Origin of the sequence: uncultured Ramlibacter sp. (genome assembly GCF_936925435.1) — a bacterium.
Lineage (GTDB): Bacteria > Pseudomonadota > Gammaproteobacteria > Burkholderiales > Burkholderiaceae_C > Ramlibacter.
This window is the reverse complement of the sequence record NZ_CAKZHQ010000038.1, coordinates 17,479-33,307: the sequence shown is the minus strand read 5'-3', so window position 1 is coordinate 33,307 and position 15,829 is coordinate 17,479. Positions and strand designations below refer to the sequence as shown.

The 15,829-nt window shown below is 67.3% G+C and carries 16 protein-coding genes; 11 read left to right on the top strand and 5 right to left on the bottom strand.

Translation table 11 applies throughout. The annotated features are described in order from the left end of the window. Positions 1 to 6 precede the first annotated feature (6 nt). Genes Q0632_RS15620 through Q0632_RS15605 form a run of 4 tightly spaced genes read left to right on the top strand, consistent with a single transcriptional unit; the run spans position 7 to position 2,287 of the window. The gene (locus Q0632_RS15620) at positions 7 to 687 is read left to right on the top strand and encodes a DUF3106 domain-containing protein (protein WP_298931842.1); all 681 of its coding nucleotides are present in this window, start codon (positions 7 to 9) and stop codon (positions 685 to 687) included. Positions 688 to 700: 13 nt separating this feature from the next. After that, on the top strand, positions 701 to 1,264 hold the full coding sequence (locus Q0632_RS15615) for an RDD family protein (RefSeq protein ID WP_298931840.1): 564 nt from the start codon (positions 701 to 703) through the stop codon (positions 1,262 to 1,264). Between the two features lie 34 nt (positions 1,265 to 1,298). Continuing rightward, positions 1,299 to 1,703 carry a diacylglycerol kinase gene (locus tag Q0632_RS15610; RefSeq protein ID WP_298931838.1) on the top strand — a complete coding sequence of 135 codons (405 nt, stop codon included), beginning with the start codon at positions 1,299 to 1,301 and terminating at the stop codon, positions 1,701 to 1,703. After that, entirely contained in the window at positions 1,700 to 2,287 is a 588-nt protein-coding gene (locus Q0632_RS15605; RefSeq protein WP_298931835.1) for a TIGR00730 family Rossman fold protein, read from the top strand. Before Q0632_RS15610 ends, Q0632_RS15605 begins: the two co-directional genes overlap by 4 nt. Positions 2,288 to 2,291: 4 nt before the next feature. Here Q0632_RS15605 and Q0632_RS15600 read toward each other — a convergent pair whose 3' ends face one another. Together Q0632_RS15600 and Q0632_RS15595 are read right to left on the bottom strand one after the other, a co-directional pair. Beyond that, positions 2,292 to 2,630 carry a P-II family nitrogen regulator gene (locus tag Q0632_RS15600; protein WP_298931833.1) on the bottom strand — a complete coding sequence of 113 codons (339 nt, stop codon included), beginning with the start codon at positions 2,628 to 2,630 and terminating at the stop codon, positions 2,292 to 2,294. Between the two features lie 26 nt (positions 2,631 to 2,656). Then, complete coding sequence (locus Q0632_RS15595; RefSeq protein ID WP_298931831.1) at positions 2,657 to 4,321, bottom strand: NAD+ synthase; 1,665 nt, start codon at positions 4,319 to 4,321, stop codon at positions 2,657 to 2,659. A gap of 6 nt (positions 4,322 to 4,327) precedes the next feature. On the opposite strand from Q0632_RS15595, the gene Q0632_RS15590 reads away from it, so the two are divergent. Beyond that, positions 4,328 to 5,536, top strand: a complete 1,209-nt coding sequence (locus tag Q0632_RS15590) for a GNAT family N-acetyltransferase (protein ID WP_298931830.1) — start codon at positions 4,328 to 4,330, stop codon at positions 5,534 to 5,536. 156 nt (positions 5,537 to 5,692) lie between these two features. Next, positions 5,693 to 6,424, top strand: a complete 732-nt coding sequence (locus Q0632_RS15585; RefSeq protein ID WP_367181206.1) for an alpha/beta hydrolase — start codon at positions 5,693 to 5,695, stop codon at positions 6,422 to 6,424. Positions 6,425 to 6,470: 46 nt separating this feature from the next. Here Q0632_RS15585 and ppa read toward each other — a convergent pair whose 3' ends face one another. Further along, positions 6,471 to 7,010 carry an inorganic diphosphatase gene (ppa, locus tag Q0632_RS15580; RefSeq protein WP_298931824.1) on the bottom strand — a complete coding sequence of 180 codons (540 nt, stop codon included), beginning with the start codon at positions 7,008 to 7,010 and terminating at the stop codon, positions 6,471 to 6,473. Between the two features lie 208 nt (positions 7,011 to 7,218). Here ppa and Q0632_RS15575 point away from each other — a divergent pair, with 208 nt between their 5' ends. Then, on the top strand, positions 7,219 to 9,411 hold the full coding sequence (locus Q0632_RS15575; RefSeq protein ID WP_298931822.1) for a sodium-translocating pyrophosphatase: 2,193 nt from the start codon (positions 7,219 to 7,221) through the stop codon (positions 9,409 to 9,411). A 45-nt stretch (positions 9,412 to 9,456) separates the two neighbouring features. Beyond that, positions 9,457 to 9,753 carry a hypothetical protein gene (locus tag Q0632_RS15570; protein WP_298931820.1) on the top strand — a complete coding sequence of 99 codons (297 nt, stop codon included), beginning with the start codon at positions 9,457 to 9,459 and terminating at the stop codon, positions 9,751 to 9,753. Between the two features lie 86 nt (positions 9,754 to 9,839). Here the strand turns inward: Q0632_RS15570 and Q0632_RS15565 are convergent, their stop codons facing one another. Continuing rightward, complete coding sequence (locus Q0632_RS15565; RefSeq protein ID WP_298931818.1) at positions 9,840 to 10,424, bottom strand: TetR/AcrR family transcriptional regulator; 585 nt, start codon at positions 10,422 to 10,424, stop codon at positions 9,840 to 9,842. A 108-nt stretch (positions 10,425 to 10,532) separates the two neighbouring features. Here Q0632_RS15565 and Q0632_RS15560 point away from each other — a divergent pair, with 108 nt between their 5' ends. Continuing rightward, positions 10,533 to 11,351, top strand: coding sequence for a metal-dependent hydrolase (locus Q0632_RS15560; RefSeq protein ID WP_298931815.1), 819 nt, complete (start codon positions 10,533 to 10,535; stop codon positions 11,349 to 11,351). 86 nt (positions 11,352 to 11,437) lie between these two features. Here the strand turns inward: Q0632_RS15560 and Q0632_RS15555 are convergent, their stop codons facing one another. Continuing rightward, positions 11,438 to 13,378, bottom strand: coding sequence for a PAS domain S-box protein (locus Q0632_RS15555; RefSeq protein ID WP_298931814.1), 1,941 nt, complete (start codon positions 13,376 to 13,378; stop codon positions 11,438 to 11,440). 155 nt (positions 13,379 to 13,533) lie between these two features. On the opposite strand from Q0632_RS15555, the gene Q0632_RS15550 reads away from it, so the two are divergent. Then, entirely contained in the window at positions 13,534 to 14,967 is a 1,434-nt protein-coding gene (locus tag Q0632_RS15550; protein WP_298931812.1) for an aldehyde dehydrogenase family protein, read from the top strand. An 84-nt stretch (positions 14,968 to 15,051) separates the two neighbouring features. Next, positions 15,052 to 15,813: an SDR family oxidoreductase gene (locus Q0632_RS15545; protein ID WP_298931809.1), complete on the top strand. Its 762-nt coding sequence runs from the start codon at positions 15,052 to 15,054 to the stop codon at positions 15,811 to 15,813. The last annotated feature ends 16 nt before the right edge of the window (positions 15,814 to 15,829 follow it).

The following is a 15,829-nucleotide window of genomic DNA, read 5'->3' as shown; positions in this document are numbered from 1 at the left end:
CGGGCCATGCGCGTTCACCGCCTCGCCTCCGTTTTCCTGCTGCTGGCCCTGGCGGATGCACCGACCTGGGCGCTGGCCCAGGCCCAGGCGCCCTCGTCCGCCACCCCTGCCGTCCCCGCCAGCGTGAAGGCCGCACCGCGCGCCCAGCCCGTCAAGGTGGCGGCAGCGCCCCAGCAGGCCAAACCGGTCGAATCCAAGCCTTCCTGGACAGAGCTGACGCCTCCCCAGCAGCAGGCCCTGGCGCCACTGGCGAGCGCCTGGAACAGCATCAGCGAGGCGCAAAAGCGCAAGTGGCTGGCTCTGTCGAGTAACTATCCCAAGATGGCGCCGGCCGAGCAGGCCACGCTGCGCAGCCGCATGACCGAGTGGGTGGCCCTGAGCCCGCAGCAGCGCACGCAGGCCCGCCTGAACTTCGCCGAGACCAAGAGCCTGTCGCCCGACGACAAGAAGGCCAAGTGGGAGGCTTACCAGGCCCTGCCGCCCGAAGAAAAAAGCAAGCTGGCCGACTCCGCCGCCAAGAAGACCCCAGGCACGGCGGCCGCCGTCAAGCCTGTGCCGGCGCAAAAGCTGGCGACTGTGCCCAAGTCCGGGCCCGACGCCAAAACCCCGCGCATCGCTGCCGGCCCGCAACCCGATGCCAGCGCCCTCAACCCAGGTGCCGCCACGGCACCTGCTGGCCCCAACTGAAATCTGTCCAGCCATGACTGCAGCGCCCCAAGAGGCCGGCGGCGGCGCCGCGACGCGCCCCCTGTCCGCATCCAGCCCCGCCGACCTCATGGCCCCTGCACTGCGCCGTCGCATGGCCTGCTGGCTGTACGAGGGCATGCTGCTGTTCGGGCTGGTCTTCACCGCCGGACTGGTCTTCAGCATCGCCGGCCAGATGCGCAACGCCATGGATTCACGCCAGCCGCTGTTTCAGGCTTTCCTGTTCGTGGTCTGCGGCATTTACTTCACATGGTGCTGGTCACGCGGGCAGACCCTGGCCATGCGCACCTGGCGCATCCGCATGGTCGACCGTGCGGGCCAGCCGGTGGGGCAGTTGCGCGCCTTCTTTCGCTACCTGTGTTCCTGGCTCTGGTTCCTGCCGCCGCTGGCCGCCCTGCAGGCAGGCCATCTGAGCGCAAAGCAGGCGGCTATCGCCATCCTCGCGTGGGTGGTGTTCTGGGCCGCGCTCAGCCGCTGGCATCCACAGCGGCAGTTCCTGCACGATGCGCTCGCGGGCACGCGGCTGGTCGAGGCGCCGCCGCCGGCCGCCCGCGCCTGAACGGGCCGTCATATGCCTGGGCCACAATGGCCGCATGTCATTGACGCCTGAAGCCCCCTCCCCCGCCAATCCCCAGAAACTGCGCACCGGCTTGAACCGCGTCTGGCACGCCACCGGCTATTCGCTGGAAGGCCTGCGCGCCGGCTGGAATGAGCCGGCCTTCCGCCAGGAGGCCCTGGCCGCCGTGGTGCTGCTGCCGCTGGCCTTCTGGCTGGGCCGCAGCTGGGTGGAAACCGCCCTGCTGGCCGGCTCGGTGCTGATCGTCATGATCGTCGAGTTGCTCAACACCGGGATCGAGACCGCGATCGACCGCATCGGCCCCGAGTGGCACGACCTGTCCAAGCGCGCCAAGGACATGGGCAGCGCCGCCGTGCTGCTGAGCCTGCTGCTGGCAGCCGGCATCTGGCTTGCCGCCATCGCCCACAGGGTGATCGCATGACCCCAACGTTTTCCATCTGCGTCTATTGCGGCTCGCGCCCTGGCGTGACCGAACAGTTCCGCCAGGCGGCCATCGATGTCGGCAGCTGGATCGGCCGGCAGGGCGGCCAGCTGGTCTATGGCGGCGGCAACAACGGCCTGATGGGCACGGTGGCCGATGCCACCCTGGCGGCCGGCGGCAAGGTGGTCGGGGTGATTCCCCATGCGCTGGTCGAGAAGGAATGGGCCAAGCGCGACTGCACCGAACTGCACGTGGTGGACAGCATGCACGACCGCAAGCGCATGATGGCCGAACGTGCCGACGCCTTCCTGGCACTGCCCGGCGGCATCGGCACCTTCGAGGAGCTGTTCGAGGTCTGGACCTGGCGCCAGTTGGGCTACCACGACAAGCCGATCGGCCTGCTGGACGCCGGCGGCTACTACCAGCCGCTGCTGCAGTTCCTGCGCTCCAGCGTGGCGCACGGCTTCATGAACGACTGGCAGATGGAACTGGTGCGCATCGGCGACGATGTGCCGATGCTGCTTGCGGACCTGGTCCATGAAGCGGGCATGACCACCCGGCCACAGGACCTGTCGCAGATCTAGGCGCTCAAACCGCCGATTCGTCGGTCTCGCCGGTGCGGATGCGCACGACGCGCTCGACCGTGGTGATGAAGATCTTGCCGTCGCCGATCTTGCCGGTGCGTGCGGCCTTGACGATGGCGTCGACACAGCGGTCGACGTCACCGTCCTTGACCACCACTTCCACCTTGACCTTGGGCAGGAAGTCGACCACGTACTCCGCGCCGCGGTACAACTCGGTGTGACCCTTCTGGCGCCCGAATCCCTTGACCTCGGTCACCGTCAGGCCGGTGACGCCGCACTCGGCCAGGGCCTCGCGCACCTCCTCGAGCTTGAAGGGTTTGACGACGGCGGTGATCTGTTTCATGACTCTGACTCCAGGATGGTGTTTGCTCAGGCGCGGAATTTTCCAGTAATAGGATAGCGCCAATCCTTGCCGAAGCTGCGGTGGGTCACGCGAATGCCCACCGGCGCCTGCCTGCGCTTGTACTCGTTGAGACGGATCAGGCGCGCCACGCGTTCGACCACCGCACGCTCGAAGCCGGCGGCGATGATTTCCTCCACACCCTGGTCGTTCTCCATGTAACGCTCCAGGATGGCGTCGAGCACCTCGTAAGGCGGCAGGCTGTCCTGGTCGGTCTGGTCCGGCCGCAGCTCGGCGCTGGGCGGGCGGGTGATGATGCGCTCGGGGATGGGGTTGATGCCCGTACCGTAGGGGTCATGGACGTTGCGCCAGTGGGCCAGCCGGAACACCGTGGTCTTGAGCACGTCCTTGATGACGGCAAAACCGCCCGCCATGTCGCCGTACAGCGTGCAGTAGCCGGTGGCCATCTCGCTCTTGTTGCCGGTGGTCAGCACGATGGAGCCGAACTTGTTGGACAGCGCCATCAGCAGCACGCCGCGGATGCGCGCCTGGATGTTCTCCTCTGTCGTGTCCTCGGGCAAGCCCTGGAACTCGCCGGCCAGCGCCGCCTTGAAGGCCTCGAACTGCGGCACGATGGAGATCTCGTCGTAGCGCACGCCCAGGCGCGCCGCCATGTCGCGCGCGTCGATCCAGGAGATGTCGGCCGTGTAGGGCGAAGGCATCATCACCGCACGCACCTTGTCGCGCCCCAGCGCGTCGACGGCGATCGCCAGCACCAGGGCCGAATCGATGCCGCCAGACAGGCCCAGCAGAACGCCGGGGAAACCGTTCTTGCCTATGTAGTCGCGCACGCCCAGCACCAGCGCATCCCACAGGTCGGCCTCCGGGCTGCGCTCGGGCACCACCATGCCGCCCAGCTTGATGCCCTGGGACTGTCGTTCGGCTTGCAGGCCAAACAGCTCCTCCTGGAAGCCCGGCGCCCGTGCGGCCAGCGTGCCATCGGCGTCGACGGCGAAGGAGCCACCGTCGAAGACCACTTCGTCCTGGCCGCCCACCAGGTGCGCATAGACCAGCGGCAGGCCCACGGCGCGCGCGCGATCGGCCATGCGGACGATGCGCTCGCCGCCCTTGCCCACATGGAAGGGCGAGGCGTTGATGACGGCCAGCAGCTCGGCGCCGGCCTCCTTGGCCAGCAGGGCCGGCTCCTCGAACCAGGCGTCCTCGCACACCAGCAGGCCCACATTCACCCCCTCGACCTGGAACACGCAGCTGCCCTGGCCCGGCGTGAAGTAACGGCGCTCGTCGAAGACCTGGTAGTTGGGCAGCTCGCGCTTGGCGTAGGTCTCGAGGATGCGGCCTTCGCTGAGCACGCTGGCGGCATTGAAGCGGCGCTGCACTGCCACCGACTTGCTGCGCACGTCACCGCCCTGGGGATGGCCGACCACCACATGCAGGCCCTTTAACCCGGCCAGCTCGCGGGCCACGGTTTTCACGGCATCATCGCAGGCAGCGACAAAGGCCGGCCGCAGGAAAAGGTCCTCGGCCGCATAGCCGCAGATCGACAGTTCGGGCGTCAGCACCAGGCGCGCGCCTTGCGCATGGGCATTTCGCGCGGCGGCAATGATTTTTTGCGCATTGCCTGCGGTGTCGCCCACCAGGAAATTGAGTTGGGCAATGCAGATTTTGAGAGTCATGGAGCAGTGAAAAACAAGCCGGATGATTATGTCACCCGCCTCTGTGCCACGCCGGGCGAGGTGGACGCGCAGGCCTGGGACGCGCTGCTCGCATTGCAAGGCGCCGCCACGCCCTTCATGCGCCATGCCTACCTGGCGGCGATGCACGATAGCGGCAGCGCTGTGCCGGCCAGCGGCTGGACGCCGCGCTTGCTGACCCTGTGGCGCGGCGACCAATTGCACGCGGCCTGCGCGCTATACCTGAAAGACCATTCCTACGGCGAGTACGTGTTCGACTGGGCCTGGGCCAACGCCTATGAGCAGCACGGTCTGGCCTACTACCCCAAGGCGCTGGTGGCGCCGCCCTTCACGCCGGTGCCGGGCGCGCGCCTGCTGGCACGTGACGCCGGGGCCCGCGCAGCGTTGCTGCAGGCCCTGCTGCGCTGGTGCGGCGATGAAAATCTCTCGTCGCTGCATCTGCTGTTTCTGTCGGATGACGACGCGGCTGCCTGCACACAAGCCGGCCTGATGCAGCGCCATACCGTGCAGTTCCACTGGAAAAACGCAGCGCCCACCGCCTATGCCAGCTTCGACGACTTCCTCATGAGCCTGGCGCAGGACAAGCGCAAGAAGATCCGCCAGGAGCGGCGCAAGGTGATGGACGCCGGCGTGCGCTTTCGCGTCCAGCAGGGCCGCGAAATCGGCGCGGCGGACTGGGACTTCTTCTACCGCTGCTATGAGCGCACCTACCTGGAGCACGGCAACGCGCCCTACCTCAAGCGCGACTTCTTCCGCCGCATGGCCGACGCCATGCCGGAGCACTGGCTGCTGTTCACCGGCGAGCGCGACGGCATGCCCATTGCTACAAGTTTGATAGCTATCGACGGCCATTTACCGGGGGCTACAGACCAATCCGATGCTCCAAAGCGCGACAAGGTGGCATTCGGCCGTTACTGGGGCGCACTGGAGCGGGTCGACTGCCTGCACTTCGAGGCCTGCTACTACCAGCCTCTGCAGTGGTGCATCGAACAGGGCTTCGACCGCTTCGAAGGCGGCGCCCAGGGCGAGCACAAGATGGCGCGGGCTCTGATGCCGGTCAAGACCAGCAGCGCCCACTGGCTGGCCCATCCGGCCTTTGCCGATGCGGTGGCGCGCTTCCTGGAGCGCGAAGGCCAGGGCATCGCCAGCTACATGGACCACCTCGATGAGCGCACGCCGTTCCGGCGCAATGCTTGACGCCCCTCTCTAAAGCCGGCCGCTGTCATCCGGCCGGAGAGCAAACACTGTTAGGGTGGAACGAGACAACAAGCACACGCTTCGCGCATGCAGATGGCAACGTCACGACACACGGACAACACACAAGCACCACCCCCTGGCCTGAGGCTGCTGGCCATGGAATGCCGCGCGCCCCTGGAGTTCGGCGCGGTGCTGCCGGCCTGGCCGCTGCTGCGGCGCGCACCTCCGGGCGACGGCCACACCGTCCTGGTCTTCCCCGGCCTGGCTGCCAACGACACCACCACCGCGCCACTGCGCCACTACCTGGGTTCGCTGGGCTACCAGGCGCGCGGCTGGAGCCAGGGCTTCAACTTCGGCCCGCGCAACGGCGTGCTGGAAGCCGCCAGAAAAGGCATCGAGGACGCCTTTGCCACCAGCGGCCGCAAGCTCAGCCTCGTGGGCTGGAGCCTGGGCGGCGTCTATGCGCGCGAGCTGGCCAAGGAGCTGCCGCAGCTGGTGCGCTGTGTGGTCACCCTGGGCTCGCCCTTCTCCAGCCATCCCAAGTCCACCAATGCCTGGCGCCTCTATGAGCTGGCCAGCGGCCGCGACATCGAGCGCGAGCACGGCAGCTACGACCTGCCCGCGGCGCCGCCCGTGCCCACCACCAGCATCTACTCGCGCAGTGATGGCATCGTTGCCTGGCAGGGCAGCGTGCAGCAGGCGGCCGCGGACAATCCGCACACCGAGAACATCGAGGTGCGCTCCAGCCACATCGGCATCGGCGTCAATCCCAGCGCCTGGTGGGCCGTGGCCGACCGCCTGGCCCAGCCCGAAGGCCTCTGGCGGCGCTTCGAGCCCGGTCTGGCCGGCTTCAAGGGCCTGCTCTACCCCGACCCAGAGCGCCCATGAAAAAGCCGGCCCGCGGGCCGGCTTGTGGCTGGCGCCTGCAGCAGTTTCAGCCGCCGTTGGCCTTGTTGTAGTTGGCGATGCCGTCCGTGATTTCCTTCTTGGCGGAATCCGGGCCTTCCCAGCCATTGACCTTGACCCACTTGCCCTCTTCCAGGTCCTTGTAGTGTTCGAAGAAGTGCGCAATGGTCTTGAGGCGCAGCGGGTTCATGTCTTCGGGCTTTTGCCACTGGGTGTACAGCGAGCACTTCTTGTCCACCGGCACGGCCAGCACCTTGCCGTCTTCGCCGGCCTCGTCGGTCATCTTCAGGATGCCGATGGCGCGGCAGGTCACCACCACGCCGGGAATCAACGGTACCGGCGTGATCACCAGCACGTCGACCGGGTCGCCGTCGCCGCTGATGGTCTTGGGCACGTAGCCGTAGTTGGTGGGGTAGTGCATGGACGTGCTCATGAAGCGGTCCACGAAAATGGCGCCGGACTCCTTGTCCACCTCGTACTTGACGGGGTCGGCGTTCATCGGGATCTCGATGATCACGTTGAAAGCTTCGGGAACGTTCTTGCCGGGGGTGACTTTTTCGAGGGACATGGTGGTGAGGGAGAGTGCTTGGGAAAAACCCTGATTTTAGTTGGGCGCGCGCATCGTTCCCGCCGAATGCACGCGCCTGTCACGCCTTTGCGCTTATATTCCGCCCGTTGGCCAATCGTCTCCTGATGTTGGGAATGCGGCGAGGAAGCAACGCAGCGGGGGTACCCCAAGCGTTGCCCCCTCCAAGCGAAACAACGAAGGAGAAGACATGACAGGCAACTCGGCGCTGATTTTGGCGCTCATCTGTGGCTTCGCCGCCGTCGCATACGGCTTCTGGGCGCGCGGCTGGATTCTTTCCCAGGACGCGGGCAATGCCCGCATGCAGGAGATCGCCGCGGCCATCCAGGCCGGTGCGGCGGCCTATCTCGCACGGCAGTACAAGACCATCGCCATCGTCGGCGTGGTGCTGGCGGTCCTCATCGGCATCTTCCTGGACGGCCAGACCGCCGTCGGCTTCATCATCGGCGCCGTGCTCTCGGGCGCCTGCGGCTTCATCGGCATGAACGTCTCGGTGCGCGCCAATGTGCGCACCGCGCAGGCGGCGACCAAGGGCATCGGGCCAGCGCTGGACGTGGCTTTCCGCGGCGGCGCCATCACCGGCATGCTGGTGGTCGGCCTGGGCCTGCTGGGCGTGACGGCCTTCTACTGGTTCCTGGTGGGCAACGGCAACTTCACGCCGGACCGCAAGCTGGCCACGCTGATGAACCCGCTGATCGGCTTTGCCTTCGGCTCCTCGCTGATCTCGATCTTCGCGCGGCTGGGCGGCGGCATCTTCACCAAGGGCGCCGACGTCGGCGCCGACCTGGTGGGCAAGGTGGAAGCGGGCATCCCTGAGGACGATCCGCGCAACCCCGCCGTGATCGCCGACAACGTGGGCGACAACGTGGGCGACTGCGCCGGCATGGCGGCCGACCTGTTCGAGACCTACGCCGTGACCCTGATCGCCACCATGGTGCTGGGCGCCCTGCTGCTGCAAGGCGCCGGCGCCACCGCCGCGCTGTACCCGCTGGCGCTGGGCGGCGTGTCCATCATCGCGTCCATCATCGGCTGCTTTTTCGTCAAGGCCTCGCCCGGCATGAAGAACGTGATGCCGGCCCTGTACAAGGGCCTGGCCATCGCCGGCGTGCTGTCACTGGTCGCCTTCTACTTCGTCACCACCTGGCTGATGCCCGACAACGCGGTGACGGCCAGCGGCACGCAGATGCGGCTGTTCGGTGCCTGCGCCGTCGGCCTGGTCCTGACCGGCGCCCTGGTCTGGGTCACTGAGTACTACACCGGCACGCAGTACGCGCCGGTCAAGCACATCGCGCAGGCCTCAACCACCGGCCACGGCACCAACATCATTGCCGGCCTGGGCGTGTCCATGCGCTCCACGGCCTGGCCCGTGATCTTCGTGTGCATTGCCATCCTGGTGTCCTTCAAGCTGGCCGGCCTGTACGGCATTGCGATTGCCGCGACCTCCATGCTGAGCATGGCCGGCATCGTGGTGGCTCTCGACGCCTACGGCCCCATCACCGACAACGCCGGCGGCATCGCCGAGATGGCCGACATGCCGCCTGAAGTGCGGGCCGTCACCGACCCGCTGGACGCCGTGGGCAACACCACCAAGGCCGTGACCAAGGGCTATGCCATCGGCTCGGCCGGTCTGGCCGCCCTGGTGCTGTTTGCCGACTACACCCACAAGCTGGAAAGCTACGGCCAGGCAATCAGCTTCGACCTGTCGGATCCCATGGTCATCGTTGGCCTGTTCATTGGCGGCCTGATCCCTTACCTGTTCGGCGCCATGGCGATGGAGGCCGTGGGCCGCGCCGCCGGTGCGGTGGTGGTGGAAGTGCGCCGCCAGTTCGCCGAGATCAAGGGCATCATGGAAGGCACGGCCAAGCCCGAATACGGCGTCGCCGTGGACATGCTGACCAAGGCGGCCATCAAGGAAATGATGATCCCCTCGCTGCTGCCGGTGGTCGTGCCCATCGTGGTCGGCCTGGCCCTGGGCCCCAAGGCGCTGGGCGGCTTGCTGATGGGAACCATCGTCACCGGCCTGTTCGTGGCGATCTCGATGTGCACCGGCGGCGGCGCCTGGGACAACGCCAAGAAGTACATCGAGGACGGCAACCACGGCGGCAAGGGCTCGGAGGCGCACAAGGCCGCCGTCACCGGCGACACCGTGGGCGACCCCTACAAGGACACGGCCGGCCCGGCCGTCAACCCGCTGATCAAGATCATCAACATCGTGGCCCTGCTCATCGTGCCCCTGGTGGTGAAGTTCCATGGTGCCGAGGCCGCCCCGGCGAGCGCGCCGGTGGCTGCGCCGGCCGCCATCAGCGCGCCCGCCGCCACGCCAGTCACCCCCGTGGCAGGGGCAATGCCGGCGCCCGCAACCCCTGCTTCCACCGCCAAGTAACCAGGGTTTACCCCAGCTCCGATTCCTCCGATACAACTTTTTGACATGCTGAACGCGACGATCCTGCGGTTGAGTCAACCCGATCCGGCCCGCCGCGTTGTAGAAGTCGGCTTCCTCGGAGGAGCCTGTCTCAACCCTCATCTATCTTTTAACGAGGATTCCAAAATGATCAAGCTGTCCGCACTCGTCCTGTCCCTGTTCGCCGTCACCGCCTTCGCCCAACAACCCGGTACGGAAGCCAACAAGGCTGGCGATGCCAAGTCCGAAGCCAAGGGTCAAGCCAAGGCTGACTCCAAGGCCAAGACCCCCAGCAAGGCCGCCAAGCAACCCGAAGCCAAGTAAGCACGCCGGCTGGGCAACCAGCCTGTTGCCTTCCAAACAGAAAGCCCGCTCGCGCGGGCTTTCTGCATTGGGGCGGCCGTCCGGTCTCAGCCGTGCGCGTGGGTCACGGCCCGCACCAGTTGGCTGGCCGGCCCCACCAGCTGGCCCAACTCGGCCACCCGGTCCTGCTCGATGTATTCGAGCACCAGCTCGTTGATGCCCCCCACCACCGCCATGGCCATGCCGGGCGACAGCGGCGCGCTGCGCCCGCCTGCATTGACCACACCCAGCATGAAGCCGGCGATCTCCTGGTTGACGCGGCGCCGCGAGGCCAGGCCTTGCGCCCCCAGCCCCAGGATTTCGATGAACAGGGTGCGCATCAACAGCGGGTTGGTGGCCATCGCGCCCAGGTAGGCGCCCAGCGCCTGCTCGACCTGGGTTTCCCATTCGTGGCGCGGGTCGATGGCTTCGCGCAGCACCTTCAGGGCGTTGTGGCTGGCCGCCTCGTACAAGGCCACCAGGCACTGGGCCTTGTCCTGGAAATGCTCGTAGAAGGTGCGGCGCGACACGCTGGCCTCGCGCACCACGTCGGCGATGGTGGTGTCTGCATAGCCCTTGGCGGCGACGGCATGGGCCATGCCTTCGAGCAGGCGGCTGCGGTGTTCGTGGACGGGCGCTTCGGTGTCGGGCATGGCGGGATTTTCCGGCAATTGATGGCTGGTACTTGACAGTACCCGACCTCCACCCCATCATGCCAGGCACCGGTACCGACTGGTACCGGCCCTTCTTCTGGAGTCCGCATGACCGACCTCGTCGTCCGCCGCCTGCTTGTCGACATGGAAGCGCCGATCCCGCGCCACTGGTGCGCCGGCGATGCCTTTCGCACGGCCTTGTTCAACGCCCTGTCCATGAGCTTTCCGGTGGGCGAGCAGTTTTTCATCGATGCGGTGCGCGGCGGCTTCAAGGCCCTGCCGGCGCAGGCGCAGGAGAAATTCCGCGTCGAGGTGCAGGGTTTCATCGGCCAGGAAGCCACGCATCGCCGCCTGCACGCCCTGTACAACGGCCACCTGGAAAAGCAGGGCCTGGTCAACGATTGGGCGCCGCGTGCGCAGCAGCGCCTGGCGCTGCTCGAAGGCCAGGACCCGCGTCACGCGCTGGGCATCACGGCGGCCAACGAGCACTTCACCGCCATCATGGCCGACTGGATGCTGCGCAACCCCGACATGCTGGGCCAGCAGGACGAGCGCCTGACCACGCTGTGGCTGTGGCACAGCGCCGAGGAGTCCGAACACAAGTGCACGGCCTTCGACCTGTACCAGGCCCTGGGCGGCAGCCATGCCTGGCGCATCACATGGTTTCGCCGCATCACCACGGTCTTCCTGGGCGACGTCGCACGCCAGACGCTCAACAACCTGCACCGCGACGGCACGCTGTGGAAATGGAGCACCTGGAAGAGCGCAGTGAGCACCCTGTTTGGCCAGCGCGGCCTGATCCGCCAGACCTACAAGCCCTGGCGCGACTACCTGCGGGAAGACTTCCATCCCGGCCAGCAGGACAGCAGCCCGTCAGAGCGCTGGCTGGCCGAGCATGCCGACCGCTACACCCCGGTGGGCGCTTGATCAGGCATTGAGCGCCGACGGGCCGCCCCTAGCGCGAAGGCCCCTCGGGCGCAGCGAGCCACACCCAGTGAGCAAGCGCGGGGGCATTAATCATCGTCCGACGGCAGGCTGTCGATCACCACTTCGCTGACGTGGAACGCGTCGTTCTGCGGCCGCGGCGCCAGCTCGAAGCAGAAGGTCGCGCCCTGCCCCAGGCTGGAGCGCGCCCACAGCCGGCCGCCATGGCGCGCAACGACCGCGCGGGCCACGGCCAGGCCCAGTCCCAGGCCTTCGTATTCGGCCTCCGAATGCAGGCGCTCGAAGGGCAGGTAGGCCCGGCCCTGCTGGGCCTCGTCAAAACCGATGCCGCTGTCCGAGACGAAGAAGGAGGCCTCGGGCGAATCTTCACGCTCGAGCCGCGCCATGCGGATCCAGGGGTCGTGGCCGCGCGCGCTGAACTTCCAGGCGTTGTCCAGCACCGCCTGCAGCAGCAGGCGCAGCAGCACCTCGTCGCCTTCGCAGCGCAGGTCGGGCGCGATTTCCACATGGACCCGGTACTGGGGTTGCGCCAGCCGCAGCTGCTGGATTTCCGCGTGGGCAATGGCGCTGAGGTCCACCGTCGCCGGCCGGAACGGTAGCACCGGCACCTGGGTCAGGCGCTGGGCGGCGCGCAGCAGGCGCTCGAGCTGGCCCGCGCGCTGGCGCGTCTGCGCCGCGTCGGCACCGGCCTGCAGCTGCGCCAGCAGCGGCAGCACGTCGTCGCCCAGCAGGCGCGCATAGCCGGCCACCACCTGCTGCGCCGCCTTCAACGTGCGGCTGGCCTCGCTGTGTTCGGCGCTGAGCTTCTCATGGCGCTGGCGCAGCCGCGACTCGGCCAGCAGCCGCGCCGTGATGTCATTGACCATGACCAGGCGTGCCGACCGGCCCTGGAACTGGATGGGATGGCGAGCGACCTCCACCAGGATCACGGCGCCGTCCTTGGTGACATGGCGCCAGATGCGCGCGCCGTGGCTCAGGCTGCTCGTGTCGGATACGTCCTTGTCCTGCAGCGTCTCGGTCAGGCCCGCGACGTCCTCCGGTGGCCGGATGTCCGTGATGGACATGGCCAGGAACTCCTCGCGGCTGTAGCCATAGCGGGCGATGGCAGCGCCGTTGACTCCCAGGAAGCGCAGGGTCTCGGTGTCGAAGATCCACATCACGTTGGGATTGGCCTCGAACAGCTCGCGGTAGCGCTGCTCGCGCTCGACCAGTTCGTCCATCAGCTGGCGCCGCTCGCTGACGTCGCGCACGAACACGCCGATGCCGCCGGACGAGGGGCTCAGGCGCAGCTCCAGCCAGCGCCGGTAACGCGAGTGGTAGTCCTCCACCACCCAGTTGCGCCCGTGCTCCAGTTCGCGCTGGCAGCGCTCGCGCCGGCCGCCCATCTTCTCGTCGGGAAACAGGTCCCAGAACGGCAGGCCCACCAGGCTGCCGCCCGGCTTGAGCACCAGCTGGGCACCGCGGGGATTGCAGTACTTCAGGTTCCACTCCCCGTCCAGGATCATGAAGCCCTCGTCCATCTGATCGAGCACGCCATGCATGCGCTGGCGCGCCGCATCCGAGGCCAGCAGCGCCGCGTCGCGCTCGTTGCGGCGGCGCTCCAGGCCTTGCCACATGCTGTGCAGGCCGCGGCGCAGCTGCTCGACCTCGCGCACGCGCCCCTCGCCCGAGGCGGTCGTCCCCGGATAGTTGCCCTGGGAGATGGCCCGCATGCCGCGCGCCAGTTCGCGCAGGGGCGCCACCACCCAGCGGTTGGCCAGCCAGCCCAGAAACATCGCGTACAACCCCAGGAAGAGGGCGACGCCGGCAATCAACCAGGGCAACGCAGCGGAGGCAGTCGCTGGCTCGCTGTGCAGGGCTGCGTACCAGGCCAGGCCGGCCAGCACCAGGACGGGCACGAGCGCCAGCGCCATGCCGGCCAGGGCGAGATACCACAGCCGCATGCCCTGCACCTTATGGTCACCGCCATGCGTGAACACGCTGTCGGCAAAACCGCCCTTGGCTCCCATTGATCGTCAGTCCTTGTGTCCGGCCAGCAAAAATTAGAGCACGGCCAATTCGTTGCGGCTGTAGGCAAAACCTTACATATAGTAACTTACGAGAACTTTTCTCCGACAAATTCTTGTGCGATAGGTCCGCTGCGTCGATCAAGCAAAATATTGGCATGCAGCTCCACTACATCGCCAACGCTTCCCAGGCCTCTTCCTCAGGCCGCACCATCCCCGTCATCGACCCGTCCGACGGCCAGGTCTTCGACGAACTGCAGCGCGGCACGGCCGACGACATCGACCAGGCTGTGCGCGCCGCCCGCCAGTGTTACGGCGCCGTGTGGAGCAAGCTCAGTGGCGCCGAGCGCGGCCGCCTGCTGATGCGCCTGTCGGCCAAGGTGGCCGAGCACGCCGACGAACTGGCGGCCCTCGAGCAGCGCGATTGCGGCAAGCCCACCAAGCAGGCCAAAGCCGACGCCCTGGCCCTGGTGCGCTACTTCGAGTTCTACGCCGGCGCCTGCGACAAGTTGCACGGCGACACCATTCCTTACCTGGACGGCTACAGCGTACTGACCTGGCGCGAGCCGCACGGCGTCACCGGCCACATCATTCCCTGGAACTACCCGATGCAGATCTTCGGGCGCAGCGTGGGCGGCGCCCTGGCCGCTGGCAACGTCTGCGTGGTCAAGCCGGCCGAGGACGCCTGCCTGTCGCTGATCCGGGTGGCGCAGCTGGCTGCCGAGGTGGGCTTTCCGGCCGGCGCCATCAACATCGTCACCGGCTACGGCCACGAGGTGGGCGACGCCCTGGCCCGCCACGCCGGCATCGACCACATCAGCTTCACCGGCAGCCCCAAGGTCGGCACATTGATCCAGCAGGTGGCAGCCGAGCGCCACTGCCCGGTGACGCTGGAGTTGGGCGGCAAGAGCCCGCAGATCGTCTTTGCCGATGCCGACCTGGACGCCGCCATCCCCATGCTGACCAACGCCATCGTGCAAAACGCCGGCCAGACCTGCTCGGCCGGCTCGCGCCTGCTGGTCGACCAGGCCATCTACGAGCCCCTGCTCGAGCGCCTGGGCCAGGCCTTTACCGCCCTGCGCGTCGGTCCCGCGGCGATGGACCTGGACGTGGGCCCGCTGATCCGCGCCAGCCAGCAGCAACGGGTCTGGGACTTCCTGTCCGATGCCCAGGTCGCCAACATCCCCATGGTGGCGCAAGGCCAGGTGGTGGACGAGGCGCCCGAGACAGGCTTCTACCAGGCCCCCACCCTGCTGCGCGACGTGCCGGTGATGCACAGGCTGGCGCAGGAAGAAGTGTTCGGCCCGGTGCTGTGCGCCATGAGCTTCCAGGACGAGGACCACGCGGTGGAACTGGCCAACGCCACCCAGTTCGGCCTGGTGGCCGGCGTCTGGACGCGCGATGGCGGCCGCCAGCTGCGCATGGCCAAGCGCGTGCGCAGCGGCCAGGTCTTCATCAACAACTACGGCGCCGGCGGCGGCGTGGAGCTGCCCTTCGGCGGCGTCAAGTCCTCCGGCTACGGCCGCGAGAAGGGCTTCGAGGCGTTGTACGGCTTCACCACCCTCAAGACGGTGGCGATCAAGCACGGCTGAGCCGTTTTTCAAGCCTTATCGGCCTGTAGCTCCCGTCCAATGGGCACAGGCCGCTATCAAATCAGTAGTACAGAGGAGACAGACATGCGCGTTCAAGGCAAATCCATCATCGTCACCGGCTCGGGCGGCGGCATCGGCGAAGGCATCGCCAAGCGGCTGGCGCAGGAAGGCGCCAGCGTCATCGTCAACGACATCAACCCCGCAGCCGGCGAAAAGGTGGTGGACTCCATCGTCCAGGCCGGCGGCAAGGCCTCGTTCTTCGCCGCCGACGTCACGAAGTCGGCCGACGTCAACGCCCTGGTCGAGGCCGCCGTGCAGCGCCACGGCAAGCTCGATGTCATGGTCAACAACGCCGGCTGGACGCACCGCAACCGGCCGGCGCTGGAAGTGTCCGAAGAAGAGTTCGACAAGTGCTTCGCGGTCAACATGAAGAGCATTTACCTGTCGACCATCCACGCCGTGCCGGCGTTTCGCGCCAACAAGGGCGGCAGCTTCATCAACATCGCCTCGACCGCCGGCGTGCGGCCACGCCCCGGCCTGGCCTGGTACAACGGCTCCAAGGGCGCTGTCATCACCACCAGCAAGTCGCTGGCCGCCGAGTTCGGCCCCGACAACATCCGCGTCAACTGCATCAACCCGGTGTTCAACCCCGACACCGGCCTGGCAGCGGAATTCGCCGGCGGCCCGGTGGACGACGCGCGCCGCGCCAAGTTCCTGGCCACCATCCCACTGGGGCGCTTCTCCACCGCGCTGGACGTGGGCAATGCCGCCCTCTACCTGGCCAGCGACGAAGCCGCTTTCATTTCAGGGGTTTGCATCGAGGTCGACGGCGCGCGCTGCGTCTGAAGCCTGAGAATCGGCA

What these genes read in the sequence shown, in the direction of transcription:
- Q0632_RS15620 (WP_298931842.1), top strand. Translation starts at nt 7, where the DNA reads ATGCGCGTTCACCGCCTCGCCTCCGTTTTCCTGCTGCTGGCCCTGGCG.
- Q0632_RS15615 (WP_298931840.1), top strand. Translation starts at nt 701, where the DNA reads ATGACTGCAGCGCCCCAAGAGGCCGGCGGCGGCGCCGCGACGCGCCCC.
- Q0632_RS15610 (WP_298931838.1), top strand. Translation starts at nt 1,299, where the DNA reads ATGTCATTGACGCCTGAAGCCCCCTCCCCCGCCAATCCCCAGAAACTG.
- Q0632_RS15605 (WP_298931835.1), top strand. Translation starts at nt 1,700, where the DNA reads ATGACCCCAACGTTTTCCATCTGCGTCTATTGCGGCTCGCGCCCTGGC.
- Q0632_RS15600 (WP_298931833.1), bottom strand. Translation starts at nt 2,630, where the DNA reads ATGAAACAGATCACCGCCGTCGTCAAACCCTTCAAGCTCGAGGAGGTG.
- Q0632_RS15595 (WP_298931831.1), bottom strand. Translation starts at nt 4,321, where the DNA reads ATGACTCTCAAAATCTGCATTGCCCAACTCAATTTCCTGGTGGGCGAC.
- Q0632_RS15585 (WP_367181206.1), top strand. Translation starts at nt 5,693, where the DNA reads ATGGAATGCCGCGCGCCCCTGGAGTTCGGCGCGGTGCTGCCGGCCTGG.
- ppa (WP_298931824.1), bottom strand. Translation starts at nt 7,010, where the DNA reads ATGTCCCTCGAAAAAGTCACCCCCGGCAAGAACGTTCCCGAAGCTTTC.
- Q0632_RS15575 (WP_298931822.1), top strand. Translation starts at nt 7,219, where the DNA reads ATGACAGGCAACTCGGCGCTGATTTTGGCGCTCATCTGTGGCTTCGCC.
- Q0632_RS15570 (WP_298931820.1), top strand. Translation starts at nt 9,457, where the DNA reads ATGCTGAACGCGACGATCCTGCGGTTGAGTCAACCCGATCCGGCCCGC.
- Q0632_RS15565 (WP_298931818.1), bottom strand. Translation starts at nt 10,424, where the DNA reads ATGCCCGACACCGAAGCGCCCGTCCACGAACACCGCAGCCGCCTGCTC.
- Q0632_RS15560 (WP_298931815.1), top strand. Translation starts at nt 10,533, where the DNA reads ATGACCGACCTCGTCGTCCGCCGCCTGCTTGTCGACATGGAAGCGCCG.
- Q0632_RS15555 (WP_298931814.1), bottom strand. Translation starts at nt 13,378, where the DNA reads ATGGGAGCCAAGGGCGGTTTTGCCGACAGCGTGTTCACGCATGGCGGT.
- Q0632_RS15550 (WP_298931812.1), top strand. Translation starts at nt 13,534, where the DNA reads ATGCAGCTCCACTACATCGCCAACGCTTCCCAGGCCTCTTCCTCAGGC.
- Q0632_RS15545 (WP_298931809.1), top strand. Translation starts at nt 15,052, where the DNA reads ATGCGCGTTCAAGGCAAATCCATCATCGTCACCGGCTCGGGCGGCGGC.